Origin of the sequence: Enterobacter sp. UNJFSC 003 (genome assembly GCF_036903355.1) — a bacterium.
GTDB lineage: Bacteria > Pseudomonadota > Gammaproteobacteria > Enterobacterales > Enterobacteriaceae > Enterobacter.
Window position 1 is genome coordinate 425,244 of the sequence record NZ_JBAKHK010000002.1, and the last position, 15,738, is coordinate 440,981.

The 15,738-nt window shown below is 54.0% G+C and carries 13 protein-coding genes; 4 read left to right on the forward strand and 9 right to left on the reverse strand.

Annotated elements, in window-relative coordinates; all coding sequences use genetic code 11:
* Positions 1-29 precede the first annotated feature (29 nt).
* The 6 genes from V5P19_RS08140 to lolC form a co-directional block, all read right to left on the reverse strand.
* Positions 30-1,259 carry an HDOD domain-containing protein gene (locus tag V5P19_RS08140; protein WP_334401961.1) on the reverse strand — a complete coding sequence of 410 codons (1,230 nt, stop codon included), beginning with the start codon at positions 1,257-1,259 and terminating at the stop codon, positions 30-32.
* A gap of 142 nt (positions 1,260-1,401) precedes the next feature.
* Positions 1,402-2,223 carry a Sir2 family NAD+-dependent deacetylase gene (gene cobB, locus V5P19_RS08145; protein ID WP_334401963.1) on the reverse strand — a complete coding sequence of 274 codons (822 nt, stop codon included), beginning with the start codon at positions 2,221-2,223 and terminating at the stop codon, positions 1,402-1,404.
* A 14-nt stretch (positions 2,224-2,237) separates the two neighbouring features.
* The gene (nagK, locus tag V5P19_RS08150) at positions 2,238-3,149 is read right to left on the reverse strand and encodes an N-acetylglucosamine kinase (protein ID WP_334401965.1); all 912 of its coding nucleotides are present in this window, start codon (positions 3,147-3,149) and stop codon (positions 2,238-2,240) included.
* Between the two features lie 54 nt (positions 3,150-3,203).
* Positions 3,204-4,448, reverse strand: a complete 1,245-nt coding sequence (gene lolE, locus V5P19_RS08155; RefSeq protein ID WP_334401967.1) for a lipoprotein-releasing ABC transporter permease subunit LolE — start codon at positions 4,446-4,448, stop codon at positions 3,204-3,206.
* Positions 4,448-5,149 carry a lipoprotein-releasing ABC transporter ATP-binding protein LolD gene (gene lolD, locus V5P19_RS08160; protein ID WP_334401969.1) on the reverse strand — a complete coding sequence of 234 codons (702 nt, stop codon included), beginning with the start codon at positions 5,147-5,149 and terminating at the stop codon, positions 4,448-4,450. Before lolD ends, lolE begins: the two co-directional genes overlap by 1 nt.
* Positions 5,142-6,341 carry a lipoprotein-releasing ABC transporter permease subunit LolC gene (lolC, locus tag V5P19_RS08165; protein WP_334401971.1) on the reverse strand — a complete coding sequence of 400 codons (1,200 nt, stop codon included), beginning with the start codon at positions 6,339-6,341 and terminating at the stop codon, positions 5,142-5,144. The genes lolD and lolC overlap by 8 nt, the downstream gene beginning before the upstream one ends.
* Positions 6,342-6,598: 257 nt before the next feature.
* Between lolC and V5P19_RS08170 the strand changes: the two genes are divergently transcribed.
* The 3 genes from V5P19_RS08170 to V5P19_RS08180 all read left to right on the forward strand — a co-directional run bounded on the left by V5P19_RS08170 (position 6,599) and on the right by V5P19_RS08180 (position 12,390).
* Positions 6,599-7,672, forward strand: a complete 1,074-nt coding sequence (locus V5P19_RS08170; protein ID WP_334401972.1) for an acyltransferase family protein — start codon at positions 6,599-6,601, stop codon at positions 7,670-7,672.
* A gap of 149 nt (positions 7,673-7,821) precedes the next feature.
* Complete coding sequence (mfd, locus tag V5P19_RS08175; RefSeq protein WP_334401974.1) at positions 7,822-11,268, forward strand: transcription-repair coupling factor; 3,447 nt, start codon at positions 7,822-7,824, stop codon at positions 11,266-11,268.
* A 156-nt stretch (positions 11,269-11,424) separates the two neighbouring features.
* Positions 11,425-12,390, forward strand: coding sequence for a L,D-transpeptidase family protein (locus tag V5P19_RS08180; RefSeq protein ID WP_334401976.1), 966 nt, complete (start codon positions 11,425-11,427; stop codon positions 12,388-12,390).
* Between the two features lie 72 nt (positions 12,391-12,462).
* Here the strand turns inward: V5P19_RS08180 and bhsA are convergent, their stop codons facing one another.
* The gene (gene bhsA / locus V5P19_RS08185; RefSeq protein WP_334401977.1) at positions 12,463-12,720 is read right to left on the reverse strand and encodes a multiple stress resistance protein BhsA; all 258 of its coding nucleotides are present in this window, start codon (positions 12,718-12,720) and stop codon (positions 12,463-12,465) included.
* A 243-nt stretch (positions 12,721-12,963) separates the two neighbouring features.
* Between bhsA and comR the strand changes: the two genes are divergently transcribed.
* Positions 12,964-13,599 (forward strand): TetR family copper-responsive transcriptional repressor ComR, encoded by a 636-nt coding sequence (comR, locus tag V5P19_RS08190; RefSeq protein WP_334401979.1) that lies wholly within the window; start codon positions 12,964-12,966, stop codon positions 13,597-13,599.
* A gap of 58 nt (positions 13,600-13,657) precedes the next feature.
* Here comR and V5P19_RS08195 read toward each other — a convergent pair whose 3' ends face one another.
* On the reverse strand, positions 13,658-14,197 hold the full coding sequence (locus tag V5P19_RS08195; RefSeq protein ID WP_334401981.1) for a glycine zipper 2TM domain-containing protein: 540 nt from the start codon (positions 14,195-14,197) through the stop codon (positions 13,658-13,660).
* Between the two features lie 193 nt (positions 14,198-14,390).
* The gene (locus tag V5P19_RS08200; protein ID WP_334401983.1) at positions 14,391-15,695 is read right to left on the reverse strand and encodes an NAD(P)/FAD-dependent oxidoreductase; all 1,305 of its coding nucleotides are present in this window, start codon (positions 15,693-15,695) and stop codon (positions 14,391-14,393) included.
* Between the last annotated feature and the right edge of the window lie 43 nt (positions 15,696-15,738).

A 15,738-nucleotide genomic window follows, 5' to 3' on the forward strand; every position in this document is an offset into this window, starting at 1 on the left:
CCTCACTCCCGTTGCGGAGTGAGGAAGAATTACGTGACAGCATTCTCTCCAGCCCAGATCGTGGCCTTGCGCATGGCCTCGACGACCTCCTCATCCTTCAGACCCAGAGCATGCCCCATTCTGGCCGCCTCATCCCACGCCTGCTGTTCATAAAGTCTGCAAAGCGTAACGATATCAGCAAGCACGCCTTCCTGATGACAAAGCGCATTGCTCACGCTCTGCGGCACCGCGATTTGCTTCATCAACTCTGTCATTGGCAGTTCAAGAATCGTATCCAATAGCGAGAACAGGCCACACATGAAGGCATTCTCTGCCAGTAATGGGTCGTTCATCTGCTGCGCAATCATTTCACAGAATTTGCCCCGCATCATGCTTAGGGGGTACAGCTCGTTGACCGTGTCGTTACCCGCGCTGGCCAGAACCACAACCGCGACAAACCTTCTGAGCTGATTTTCACCGAGATACCTGAGCACTTCGTTCAGCGTTAGCTTACTGAAGTTACAGGCACCCACATGCTTGAATGCGGTATGTTTCATATAGCGCATGACTTTATAGGACAAGGTGAGATCGGTTTTTATCAGCGACTCGATTATCCGAAAATCGGGTTTATTGCGCCCCACTTCCATCTGCAAGCGAAAAATCGCGAGCTGATTTTGCGACAGACGTTTATATTTTATGATCTCCGGCCGGCAAAAAAAGTAACCCTGAAAAAGCGTAAAGCCCGCCTTCAGGTATATTTTAAATTCCGCTTTAGTCTCAACTTTTTCAGCGAGATACTGAATATGCATGGTCAGGTTTTTACGCTCGGCCAAATAACATTCAATTTGCGCTAAGGTATTATTCCTGACGTCAAATTTCAGAATGGAAATATAGGGTAAAAAAACATCCCATTCCGGGGCGAGGGTGAAATCATCCAACGCAAAACGATAGCCGTGCGCATTCATCTCTTTAACCGCCTGAAGAAGTTCCTCTCCCGGTATGGCGTCCTCCAGAATCTCAATGACCACGTTATCTTTATCTAACGCTTCCGCGCTGCGATCGATGACCATCCTCGAGGGGAAGTTAATAAATGACGTATGCGTACCGGCGATGCGCTGAGACGGGACACATAAAAACTGGTCCGATATCATCCGGGATGTTGCATATTCCGCTGAGACATCTGGAAAATGATTCGTCATTCCCTCGCGGAAAAGTAGTTCGTACGCAACCGTATTCATATCCGTATTAAAAATAGGTTGCCTCGCGATAAATGCGTACATTTTTCGCACTCCTTACAAGGTAATATTTTATAGCATCCTCTTTTTGCCGACATATAACGAGTACTATCGATATTTATTTTGATTCAATACACAAAATAAAAAAGCACTCAGTTTGTGAGTGCTTTTTTAACATCGAGCGCTATTACAGTCCTTTTAGTAGCTTATCGACAAAGTCCGGTACAACCTGGCTCGCCAGACCGTAGTGCTTTTCTTCAAATTCGCTTCCAACCTGGCTTGGCTCCAGATTAAGTTCTACCGTATGCGCCCCTTGCAGGCGTGCTTCATGAACGAATCCTGCCGCCGGATAAACATGCCCTGACGTACCGATGGCGATGAAGATATCCGCCATCGCCAGCGCGCTGTAGATGTCATCCATACCCAACGGCATTTCGCCAAACCAGACCACGTGTGGACGCAGCCGTGCGGGGAACTGGCAGCAGTGGCACTTATCCTCTGGCAGCACATCGTCTTTCCACTCCAGCACCTGACCGCTCCAGGCGCAGCGCACTTTGAGCAATTCACCGTGCATATGGATGACGTGCTTATTACCGGCTCGCTCATGCAGGTTATCGATATTCTGCGTCACCAGCAGAAAACGATCGCCCAGCGCGTCTTCCAGCTTCGCCAGCGCAAGGTGCGCCGCATTGGGTGCGACGTCAGGCTGCTGAAGTTGACGACGGCGGGCGTTATAAAATTCCTGCACGAAATCCGGGTCACGGGCAAAGCCTTCCGGCGTTGCCACATCTTCTACACGGTGCTCTTCCCACAGTCCGTCCGCAGCACGGAAGGTACGAATACCGGACTCGGCGGATATTCCCGCCCCGGTCAACACCACGACTCTGGGTTTATCCATCGCTTCTGGCATCATTCTGTCTCTGAAAAATATCCGCTGGCGCAGGCGCTCACGTAAGCGGCGTTTGTTTTTGCGAAAACGACTGAGTCGACCCTGGCGACGCGACAGCATAGTAACCTCGTAAACTAATCGGTGAGATGAAGGAATGCGGCTCCGCGCATGCCTCCTGCGTCCCCGTGTCGCGCGCGTTCAATACGCGGCACGCGGGCAACCGGCAATAAATGTCGGGGCAAACGTCCGGACAGCTGTTCCGCGATCGCAGTAAAGTTTGATAACCCTCCGCCAATCACCAGCAGATCCGGATCGACGATGGTGAGGATATTCCCCAGACACACCGCCAGCAAATCGAGATAACGTTCTACGTGCTCACGCGCCTGAGCATCCCCCTGCTCCCACAAGGTAATGATCTGGGGGGCTTCAAGTTTCTGATGATAGAAGTGTTCATAAAGCCATGCAAACCCGCCGCCAGAGAGATAGTTTTCTATGCAGCCATGCTGGCCGCATCCGCAGCGCGTAAGGGGGAAATCACGTCCCACGACCTCCAGTGCATCCACCGGCAGACGGATATGGCCAAACTCACCGGTGATATAACTCCGCCCGACGATCGATTTGCCATTGATAACAATGCCCCCACCAACCCCCGTGCCAAGAATCAGCCCCATGACCAAAGGATAGCGACGGAATTCTTCATCCCAGGCTTCTGAAAGTGCAAAACAGTTGGCATCGTTATCTAAACGTACATCGCGTTCGAGGAGGGCAGAAAGATCGGCGCGGAGCGGTTTACCGCTAGCAGCGGGGACGTTGGCAGCGTACAGCGTGCCATCGTCGGTTTCGGGCATGCCCGGAATACCAATACCTACGCTGCCCTTAACGCCAAAGCGCGTATCGGCCTGCGCCACCAGCGCGGCGATAGACGTCAGAAATTCATCGTAACTTTCGCGCGGGGTAGGAACGCGGGTTTCCCACTGCAGGTTGAGGTTTTCATCAAACACGCCGAGCGCAATTTTGGTGCCGCCAATATCAAATCCATAATACATAACGCATTCCTCTTTCTGATATAGCGGCACCAGGACCGCTATATCACGACGTAATTACTGACCACTTAGCACCCTCGCCGGATCAATTCGGCTTGCGCGACGCGCCGGATACCAGCTTGCCAGCAGACTCAGTAAAAGTGCTGTAACCAGCACATAAAAAACGTCCAGCCAGTGCAATTCAGACGGCAGGAAGTCAATAAAATAGATGTCACCCGACAGGAACTGGTGGCCGATAAGCGTCTCAATGCCGTTGATAATTGGCGTCAGCTGCAGTGATACCACCACGCCAATAACCACACCGCACAGGCTGCCAAACAGCCCTGCCAGTAAACCATACCAGACAAAAATGGCGCGAATAAGACCGTCCTTTGCCCCTAGAGTACGCAGCACGGCAATGTCACCGCTTTTGTCTTTCACCGCCATCACCAGCGTCGAGACAATGTTAAAGCACGCCACACCAATCACCAGCACCATCGCCAGATACATGATGGCGCGGATCATCTGAATATCACGGTACATATAACCGTAAGTGCCGATCCAGCTTTTGATGTAAACATAGTTATTCGTCACGCTGCCCGCGTCACGAACAAGTTTGTTGGCATTAAAGACGTCATTCACCTTGATGGCGATACCGGTCACGCTGTCGCCCATGTCCAGATACTGACGCGCGTCTTCCATCGGCACCATCGCGAAGCTGTGATCGAGCTGACCGCTTAGCTGAAGAATACCGGTGACGTGCAGGCGTACGCGCTTAGGCTGCTGTAGCTTGTGGTCAGCGCTGGCGTTCGGGATCATGATCGACACCCAATCGCCCTGCTTCACCTTCAGGGCATCGGCCACGCCCTTACCAATGATAATTTGCTGTTCACCGGCCTTAAAGTTTGCCCACGCGCCATTCTGCACGTAGTTAGGCAGCGCGCTCAGGCGCTGTTCCTGCGCCGGGTTCACGCCTTTCACCTGAATGGCTCGCAGGTTCACGCCGCTTTCCACCAGCCCGGTAAAGTTAATGTAGGGTGCAGCTGCAGCTATACCCGGCACTTTTTCCACTTTGGCGAGCGCATCGCGCCAGTGGGTCCACGGCTGGTTAACCGGTTCGATTTCACCGTGCGGTACCACGGCCAGAATGCGGTTATTCAGCTCGCGCTCAAAACCGTTCATCGCGCTTAGGCCGACGATCAGTACCGCCACGCCCAGCGCAATGCCGATGGTTGAGATAACCGAAATAAGCGATACCATCCCGCTGCGACGGCGGCCACGGCTAAAACGCAACCCGATAAGTAGCGATAACGGTGAAGCCATTACTCGGCCCCCATCAGGGTCAGCTCGGCGTTTAGATGACCGTCGCGCATTTCAAGCTGGCGTCCCATCCGCTTTGCCAGTTGAAGGTCGTGCGTCACCACCAGAAATGCGGTGCCCTGCGAAGCATTTAGTTCGCCCAGAAGCTGGAAAATACTGTCCGCATTGCGCGCGTCCAGGTTACCGGTGGGTTCATCCGCCAGAACCAGACGCGGGTTGTTGACCAGCGCACGGGCTATTGCCACACGTTGACGCTCGCCGCCAGAAAGTTCAGAAGGACGGTGGTTACCGCGATGCCCCAACCCCACGGCTTTCAACATGTCGCTGGCGCGGGTGTTAATTTCTGCGGGTTTCTTTTTACCAATCAGCAGCGGCATCGCCACGTTTTCCAGCGCGGTAAAGTCCGGCAACAGATGGTGGAACTGATAGATAAAACCCAGCTCGCGGTTGCGCAGTTCAGCTTTTGCCGTAGAAGACATTTTGCTCATGGGTTGACCGGAGAAGATCACATCGCCTTCTGTAGGCGTATCCAGCCCGCCCAGCAGGTGCAGCAAGGTACTTTTACCGGAGCCGGAACTGCCGACAATCGCCATTGTCTCGCCTTCGCCCACGCTAAAACTGACATTGTGCAGCACATCGGTCTGCACACTGCCTTCCTGATAGCGTTTGGACAGGTTGTCGCATTGCAACAGGATCTTATTCATAACGTAAAGCCTCGGCGGGTTGAGTGGCGGCAGCGCGCCATGAAGGATAAAGCGTAGAAAGCAGCGCGATGGCCATCGCGGCCAGCGCTATTCCGACCACCTGCAGCGGTTCAATAGCCACCGGCAAGGCCGCGCCGTCAAGCAGCGCGCCGATGATCGGCATTAAGTTGTTAAGCTGGCTGGCCAGCAGCGCGCCCAGCACCGCGCCGAGCAGCGCACCGATAATACCGGCGCTGGCGCCCTGGACCATAAACACGGCCATGATTTGGCGCGGCGTCAGCCCCTGCGTTTGCAAAATAGCGACCTCTCCCTGCTTTTCCATCACCATCAGGCCAAGCGAGGTAATGATGTTAAACGCGGCAACGGCCACGATCAGGCTCAGCAGCAGCCCCATCATGTTCTTTTCCATGCGCACGGCCTGGAATAACTCGCCCTTGCGCTCGCGCCAGTCCTGCCATTTGGTGCCTTCCGGCAGCGTTTGCTGGCTGAGGGTATCCACTTTCAGCGGGGCATCCAGCCACAGACGCCAGCCGGTAATATTGCCCGCCGGATAACGCATCAGGCGCGAAGCATCCTGAATGTTAACCAGCATCTGGTAACCATCAACTTCGCTGTTAGCCGCAAAAGTCCCAATGACGTTAAACAGTCGCTGGCTCGGTAAGCGGCCCATCGGGGTAAACTGGCTGGCAGAAGGCACCATCACGCGCAGCTGATCGCCACGGTTGACGCCCAGCTGTCCGGCAAGCTGCTCACCAAGGATGACGTTGTATTTACCTGCGGCGAGATCGGTCTGTTTCACGTTCACCAGGTATGGCGTCAGCGGATCGTTTTGTGCTGGGTCAATACCGAGCATCACGCCAACGGCCACGCTGCGGGCGCTTTGTAGCACCACGTCACCCGTCGTTAAGGGCGCAACGCGTGTGACACCCTGTAACTTCGCCGCGCTTTCTGGCAGCTGTTGCGGGTTAACGGAACCGTTAGTTGATGAAAGTACGGCCTGAGGCATCAGCCCCAGAATGTTGTTTTGCAGCTCGCGCTCAAAGCCATTCATGACGGAAAGCACCGTCACCAGTGCCATCACGCCAAGCGTAATGCCAATAGTCGAAAGCCAGGAGACAAAGCGACCGAAGCGGTCCGCGGCGCGCCCACGCATATAACGTAAGCCTATGAAAAGTGCGACAGGTTGGTACATGAAATCCGTCTGTTTGCTGATAGCAGACCCACGAGTATATAAGCGAATCCGTTAAGCGTAAATGACTGAAACCGTAAGCTTTGGTAATCATTTTTCTGAAAAAATCAGATAAATCAGGGTACTACTCTCTGATTCCCTCCCCCAAAGCCTCCACCTTTTCTGAAAAACCTCTTGATACAGACTGTTACCCGTTACATCCCGATTTCATTTTAGAACAATGGCCCTTTCGTTTATGGCAAAACAGGTGTCGGTTACCGATGAAACAAAAAGCACTATGGATAAACCAGATAAAAGGGCTCTGCATCTGCCTCGTGGTAATTTACCACTCGGTGATCACCTTCTATCCCCATTTAAGCGGCCTGCAACATCCGCTTTCAGGCCTTCTCGCCAAATGCTGGGTCTATTTTAACCTCTACCTCGCGCCGTTCCGCATGCCGGTGTTCTTCTTTATTTCTGGCTATCTTATCCGTCGCTACATTGACGAAGTGGACTGGCGCACCAGCCTCGACAAGCGCATCTGGAGTATTGTCTGGGTGCTTGCCCTATGGGGCGTTCTGCAATGGCAAGCGCTGAGCCATCTGAATGCCTGGCTGGCACCGGAACGCGAGCTCGCCACCTCCTCGAACGCGGCCTATGCGGATTCGCTAACCGGTTTTATTCGCGGCATGCTCACCGCCAGCACCAGCCTGTGGTATCTGTACGCACTGGTCGTCTATTTCACGCTGTGTAAGTTGTTGAGCCAATGGAAGCTGCCGGTTCTGGGCCTGCTGGCACTGGCAAGCGTCGCCATTAACTTCCTGCCGTTGCCGTGGTGGGGCATGAACAGCGTGGTACGCAATATGATCTACTACAGCATGGGGGCGTGGTACGGTGCCCAGCTCATGACATGGATGAAAGGACTGAATCTACGCCGCACCTGGCTGGCGGTACTCGCCTTCGGCGCAGTTTCTGTCGTGCTGTGGTTTGCCAACGTCCCACTCCTGCTCTCTCTGCTGTCCATCGTGCTGATCATGAAACTTTTCTACAGCGTTGAGCAGCGTTATGCCGTGCACCCTAACAATCTGCTCAACGTGATTGGCTCTAACACCATCGCGATCTACACCACCCACCGCATCTTAATCGAAGCATTTAGCCTGATTCTGATTGGCGAAATGAATGCCGCATATTGGCCCGTCTGGGCTGAGCTCGCGCTGATCCTGGTCTATCCGTTTATCAGCCTTCTGGCCTGTACGCTGGTAGGCCTCGGCGCCCGTAAACTCTCGACCGCACTGTTTGGCGATCTTTTCTTCTCCCCACCGACGAGACTTTCTCCGGTACCGGGCACGCGTTAATCCCTTCACAGGCCCCCTTTTCGGGGCCTCTTTTCCTGCCGTGCAGTTCAGATTTGCTTATGCAAAACGATCGAGGATAATAAAGACATTGCGTATCAGTGATATGCCCCAATACTGTTGGTATATCCATAAGAGACTCTGACATAGCCATGCCTGAACACTATCGTTATTCCTTGCCTGTCAAAGCCGGCGACCAGCGTCAACTGGGCGAACTCACGGGCGCAGCGTGTGCCACGCTGGTTGCAGAAATCGCCGAGCGTCATCTTGGTCCGGTGGTACTGGTCGCCCCGGATATGCAAAATGCCCTGCGCCTGCACGATGAAATTCGCCAGTTCACCGATAGCCTGGTGTTCAGCCTGGCGGACTGGGAAACGCTGCCCTATGACAGCTTTTCCCCCCATCAGGAGATCATCTCTTCACGCCTGTCGACGCTATACCAATTACCGACCATGCAGCGCGGTGTGCTGATCCTTCCGGTGAACACGCTGATGCAGCGCGTTTGCCCGCACAACTACCTGCATGGCCATGCGCTGGTGATGAAAAAAGGCCAGCGTTTATCCCGTGATGCCCTGCGCGCGCAGTTAGACAGCGCGGGCTATCGTCACGTCGATCAGGTCATGGAGCACGGTGAATACGCCACCCGCGGCGCATTGCTTGATCTCTATCCGATGGGTAGTGACCAGCCGTATCGACTCGATTTCTTCGATGATGAAATCGACAGCCTGCGCGTATTTGATGCCGACACGCAGCGCACGCTGGAAGAAGTAGACTCCATTAATTTACTGCCTGCCCACGAATTCCCGACGGACAAGACCGCCATTGAGCTGTTTCGCAGCCAGTGGCGCGACAGGTTCGACGTGAAGCGTGATGCCGAACATATTTACCAGCAGGTGAGTAAAGGCACGCTGCCTGCGGGAATCGAGTACTGGCAGCCGTTGTTCTTTAATGAACCCCTGCCCGCCCTGTTCAGCTATTTCCCGGCGAACACGCTGATTGTGAATACCGGCGATCTCGACGCCAGCGCCAGCCGTTTTGAAAGTGAAACGCGTGCCCGTTTTGAAAACCGCGGCGTGGATCCAATGCGTCCGTTGCTACCACCAGAAACGCTGTGGCTGCGCAGTGAAGAGTTGAACAGCGAGCTCAAACGCTGGCCGCGTATTCAACTTAAAACCGACGCGCTGGCAAAAAAAGCAGCTAACACCAACCTCGCCTTCCAGACACTCCCAGATTTGTCCGTACAGGCGCAGCAAAAATCGCCTCTAGACAACCTGCGCAAGTTTCTTGAAGCCTTTACCGGGCCGGTGGTGTTCTCCGTTGAAAGTGAGGGACGTCGGGAAGCCTTAGGTGAACTGCTGGGGCGCATTAAAGTTGCGCCGAAACGCATTTTGCGTCTGGATGAGGCCACGGGCTCGGGTCGTTACCTGATGATCGGTGCCGCCGAGCACGGCTTCATCGATACGCTTAACAACAGAGCGCTGATTTGCGAAAGCGACCTGCTCGGAGAACGCGTCGCGCGCCGCCGTCAGGATAGCCGTCGCACCATCAACCCCGATACGCTGATTCGTAACCTGGCTGAACTGCACCCCGGCCAGCCGATTGTTCACCTCGAACATGGCGTTGGGCGCTACCAGGGTATGACCACCCTTGAAGCGGGTGGCATTAAAGGTGAATACCTGATGCTAACCTACGCCAATGACGCCAAACTCTACGTGCCCGTGTCGTCCCTGCATCTGATTAGCCGCTACGCAGGCGGCGCTGAAGACAACGCTCCGCTGCACAAGCTGGGCGGTGATGCCTGGGCGCGCGCGCGTCAGAAAGCGGCTGAGAAGGTCCGCGATGTGGCTGCAGAACTGCTGGATATCTATGCCCAACGCGCGGCGAAAAAAGGCTACGCCTTTAAGCATGATAAAGAACAGTATCAGCTGTTCTGCGATACTTTCCCGTTTGAAACCACGCCGGACCAGGCGCAGGCCATTAATGCCGTGCTGAGCGACATGTGTCAGCCGCTGGCCATGGACAGGCTGGTCTGCGGTGACGTGGGCTTTGGTAAAACCGAAGTGGCGATGCGTGCCGCCTTCCTGGCCGTTGAGAATAACAAGCAGGTCGCGGTGCTGGTGCCGACGACCCTTCTCGCCCAACAGCACTTCGATAACTTCCGCGACCGCTTTGCCAACTGGCCGGTGCGCATTGAGATGCTGTCACGTTTTCGCAGTGCGAAAGAGCAGACGCAAATTCTGGAGCAGGCAAGCGAAGGTAAAATCGACATTCTGATTGGCACCCACAAGCTGCTGCAAAGCGACGTGAAGTGGAAAGATCTGGGACTGCTGATTGTCGATGAAGAGCACCGCTTCGGGGTGCGTCATAAAGAGCGCATAAAAGCGATGCGTGCCGACGTCGACATCCTGACCCTGACCGCGACGCCGATCCCGCGTACGCTGAATATGGCAATGAGCGGCATGCGCGATCTGTCGATTATCGCCACCCCGCCTGCACGCCGTCTGGCGGTAAAAACCTTTGTGCGGGAATATGATAATCTGGTCGTACGTGAAGCCATTCTGCGTGAGGTGCTGCGTGGCGGGCAGGTTTACTATCTCTACAATGATGTGGAAAACATCCAGAAAGCGGCGGACAGGCTTGCCGAACTGGTGCCCGAAGCGCGTATTGCTATCGGTCACGGACAAATGCGCGAGCGCGAGCTGGAACGGGTGATGAACGACTTCCACCACCAGCGTTTTAACGTGCTGGTGTGTACCACCATCATTGAAACCGGGATCGACATCCCAACCGCCAACACCATTATCATTGAACGCGCCGATCACTTTGGACTGGCGCAGCTGCACCAGCTGCGCGGCCGCGTAGGGCGTTCGCATCATCAGGCCTACGCCTGGCTGCTGACCCCGCACCCGAAAGCGATGACTACCGATGCGCAAAAGCGTCTGGAAGCCATTGCCTCACTGGAAGATTTGGGCGCCGGTTTTGCGCTGGCCACCCACGATCTTGAGATCCGCGGCGCCGGTGAACTGCTGGGGGAAGATCAGAGCGGTTCAATGGAAACCATTGGCTTCTCGCTGTATATGGAACTGCTGGAGAACGCGGTCGATGCCCTGAAAGCCGGGCGTGAACCTTCCCTTGAAGATCTGACCAGCCAGCAAACCGAAGTCGAATTGCGAATGCCTTCCCTGCTACCGGATGATTTCATTCCGGACGTCAATACTCGACTGTCGTTCTATAAACGCATCGCCAGTGCGAAAAATGAGAACGAGCTGGAAGAGATCAAGGTGGAGCTGATCGATCGCTTTGGCCTTCTGCCCGATGCGGCAAGGAACCTGCTGGATATCGCCCGGCTGCGCCAACAGGCGCAGAAGCTGGGCATTCGTAAACTCGAAGGCAACGAAAAAGGCGGCGTGATTGAATTTGCCGAGAAGAACCACGTCAACCCGATGTGGTTAATCGGCTTGCTGCAAAAACAGCCTCAGCACTTCCGCCTGGATGGTCCGACGCGCCTGAGATTTACGCAGGAACTGGCAGAACGCAAAACGCGGATGGAATGGGTGCGAGACTTTATGCGCCAGCTTGAAGAGAACACCCTCGCGTAACTCCTGTTCTTACCCCCTCTGGCGCTGTGCTATCGGGGGGGTGAGAATTTACAAACTCTTTGCACTTCACCCGATCTTCCCGACACGCATAGTAGCCATAATTATCCTTAACGCCTTTATATAAAAATAACCTTATCATTTATATGGATTAGGATAATGATGACCTCTTCGCGTTTTACTCGCTGGATAACCTTTTTCGCGCTGGTCGCAACGGTGGCGATTGCCCTGCCTGCCCGCGCGAATACCTGGCCACTGCCTCCTGCTGGCAGCAATGTTGTCGGGCAGAACCGTTTTCATGTGGTCGAAAATAACGGTGGCTCGCTGGAAGCTATTGCCAAAAAATATAACGTCGGCTTTCTGGCCTTACTGCAGGCCAACCCTGGCGTTGACCCTTATGTCCCGCGCGCCGGTAGCGTGTTGACCATTCCGCTGCAGACCATTTTGCCGGATGCGCCGCGTGAAGGGCTGGTGATCAATCTTGCAGAACTGCGACTCTATTATTATCCGCCGGGTAAAAACGAAGTGACCGTCTACCCTATCGGCATTGGCCAACTGGGCGGCGACACGCTTACACCGACAATGGTCACTACCGTGTCGCAGAAGCGTGCAAACCCGACGTGGACGCCTACCGCCAATATTCGTGCCCGCTATAAAGCACAAGGCATAGACCTTCCGGCCGTGGTACCTGCCGGGCCGGATAACCCAATGGGGCACCATGCGATTCGCCTCGCCGCGTACGGCGGTGTATATCTGCTGCATGGCACCAACGCTGACTTCGGTATCGGGATGCGCGTCAGCTCGGGCTGCATTCGCCTGCGCGATGACGACATCAAAAAGCTTTACAACGTCATTGAGCTGGGCACGAAAGTGAATATTATCAATACGCCAATCAAAGTCTCAGAAGAGCCGGGCGGCGTGCGGTTGGTCGAGATTCACCAGCCGTTATCGAAAAATATGGGTGATGATCCGCAAACCCTGCCGATAAACCTGAATGCGGCAATGGTGAGCTTCAAAACGAATGCCAGCACCGATGGCGCAGTGATGGAGCGCGCGATGGAGGCGCGATCCGGTATGCCAACAGACGTCACGCGGCATCACAATATCGCTCAACAGACGATGTAAAACAGAATAAAAAACGCCCTGCGATGCAGGGCGTTTTTTATTGCAGTGGCATAAATGAGGGTTTAGCCAGGCTTATTTGTAGATTACCGCAGTGCCGTGCAGGGTATTAGGACCGGTCACTGACGTGATACGAAATGATTTTGCACCCATGGCTTCGGCTTTTTGTGCCAGCTGATCTTCCAGTGAACCCAGGTTAGTCCCTGCGCTTGCAGAGATGGTACCGACCTTGTGCTGGTCTACAGGCGTCGATTGCACTTGAACAGCCGCGAAACTAGCAAAAGAGAGTGAGCTCAGGACAGCAGCAGCGATCAGGGTTTTTACGTTTTTCATGATTTTACCTTTAAGCAGATGAATTTGGGGTCGTTAGTTATTTACTTAACGATCGATAGGTAAATAATAAATGTGATCCAGCTCACGCGTCAATACATTTTTATAACGACCGTTATATTAATTTTAATTCCCTTATTTTTCATACCCATATGATTAATTTATTTTTAAGAAATCATCGCTGGTGATGGTTGGCGTTTATTTTTATAATGGGCGTTCAACAAACCAACAGAGGACCGACGGCAAATGACAACCGATGTCACGAGTTGCGCAAAGAAAAGCCGTGGCCGACCAAAAGTGTTCGACAGGGATGCAGCGCTTGATAAGGCCATGACACTCTTCTGGCAGCATGGGTATGAAGCAACCTCGCTTTCCGATCTGGTAGAGGCAACCGGTGCCAAAGCGCCAACGCTGTATGCCGAGTTCACCAATAAAGAGGGGTTGTTCAGAGCAGTCCTGGACAGATACATTTCGCGCTTTGCTGCAAAACACGAAGCGCAGCTTTTCTGTGAAGAGAAAACGGTCGAGCAGGCACTGCGGGACTATTTCAGCGCCGTCGCCACCTGCTTCACCAGCAAAGATACGCCGGCAGGCTGTTTTATGATCAACACCTCCGCCACCCTTGCGGCATCATCCAACGAGATCGCCAATACGGTGAAATCACGCCATGCCATGCAGGAAGAGACGCTGAGTACGTTTCTGACCCAGCGACAGCAGCGGGGTGAAATCCCGGCGCATTGTCACCCGCAGGCGCTGGCGCAATACCTGAGCTGCATTTTGCAGGGAATGTCGATAAGCGCGCGTGAAGGCGCGACGCTTGAAAAACTGCAATACATTGCCCAGACCACACTGCGTCTCTGGCCGGAACTTCTTAAAATTTAAGATAAAAAAAAGCTCCTCAGCCTGAGCGCTGAGGAGCTAAGTTCAGAGAACTGCTTTTTTACACTTTGTTATTCAGGATCAGCTGACCATTCCCATCCAGTGGGATCTGGGTACCAGGGTCTTTATCCATACGGATTTTGCCCTGCTGGTCGCCAATTTTGTACGTCACGTCGTAGCCCAGCATTTTTTCCGACTTGTCATAGACGGTTTTACAGCGTTGCTGAGTGGTCGTATAAGTATCGCCATCCTGCATTGCGCCTTGCACCTGGTTACCGGCGTAGCCGCCACCCAGTGCACCAACGACAGTCGCAACATCTTTACCGCGGCCGCCGCCAAACTGATGACCAATCACACCACCCGCCACTGCACCCAGCACTGAGCCTGCAATACGGTTCTCATCCTGTACCGGACGACGGTGGGTTACCGCAACGTTACGGCATTCCTGACGAGGCGTTTTAACGGTTTCTTTAATCGGGGTAGCGGACACTACCTGCGCATACTGCGGGCCGCGATCAAGCACATTGAGACTGGCAACGGCAGCCACACCTAACGCAGCCGCGACACCAATCCCTATACCCGCCAACATTGATTTATTCACGGGACTTCCTCCTTTGTTGCTATTGGTAACAATTTTGCAATACGGAAGCGGCTTCGCCAATCAGATAAAGGATCAAAAAATCGGCATACAGAAGAGATATATCGTATTTAAGAGAACTCTTAAGCAGTCAATGGGAGATGTGCAGCATGAAATGCTAAAAACCCCCTCCGGATGGCCCGGAGGGAGAGAAAGATTAGTGCAGCTTCAGACGCGGACGAATGACGCGGTTGATTCTGCCTACGAGCATCATCAGGCCAGTCTTGAAGTAACCGTGCAGCGCAATTTGGTGCATGCGGTACAGGGAGATATACACGAAGCGTGCAATGCGCCCTTCTACCATCATGGAGCCACGCATCAGGTTACCCATCAGGCTGCCGACGGTAGAGAAATTCGACAGTGATACCAGAGAACCGTGGTCTTTATAGACATACGCCTTCATTGGCTTGCCTTTGTTCTGCGCCAGGATGTTGTGCAGAACCAGGCTTGCCATCTGATGGGCCGCCTGAGCACGCGGAGGCACAAAACCGCCTTCAGGACGGGCACATGACGCACAGTCGCCGATCGCGTAGATGTCCGGGTCACGCGTGGTTTGCAGCGTTGGCTCAGTAACAAGCTGATTAATACGGTTTGTTTCCAGCCCACCGATATCTTTCATGAAATCAGGCGCTTTGATGCCCGCCGCCCACACCATCAGATCGGCTTCAATGTATTCGCCATCTTTGGTGTGCAGGCCGCCCGCATCCGCGCTGGTTACCATGGTTTGGGTCAGAACGCGAACGCCCAGTTTGGTCAGTTCGCTGTGCGCCGCACCCGAGATGCGCGGAGGCAGAGCAGGAAGAATACGCTCGCCTGCTTCGACCAGCGTCACGTTCAGCGCGTCGTTAGTCAGCCCTTTGTAGCCGTAGCTGTGCAGCTGTTTCACCGCGTTGTGCAGCTCAGCAGACAGTTCAACACCTGTCGCGCCACCGCCAACAATGGCGATATTAACCTTGCCATTCGCACCCATGTTATTGGTGTACTTCAGGAACAGGTTCAGCATTTCCTGATGGAAGCGACGCGCCTGGTGCGGGTTGTCGAGGAAGATGCAGTGATCCTTCACGCCCGGCGTATTGAAGTCGTTAGAGGTACTGCCCAACGCCATGACCAGCGTGTCATACGCCAGCTTGCGCTCAGGGACCAGCAGCTCACCTTTATCGTCGCGCAACTCGGCCAGGGTAATGGTTTTGCTCTCACGGTTGATATCCACCACAGAACCCAGTTGGAACTGGAAATGATGATTGCGTGCATGTGCCAGGTAGCTCAGCGCGTCAACGCCCTCATCAAGGGAACCGGTTGCTACCTCGTGCAACAGCGGTTTCCACAGGTGACTGTGGTTACGATCTACCAATGTGATTTTGGCTTTCTTACCGCGACCCAGCTTCTTGCCCAGCTGCGTCGCCAGCTCCAGCCCGCCAGCTCCACCGCCTACAATCACTATCTTTTTCAATGGCGTAGTCAACGTGACCCCCTCAAATTATTAACCAATTGTTAATTAAAAGTTA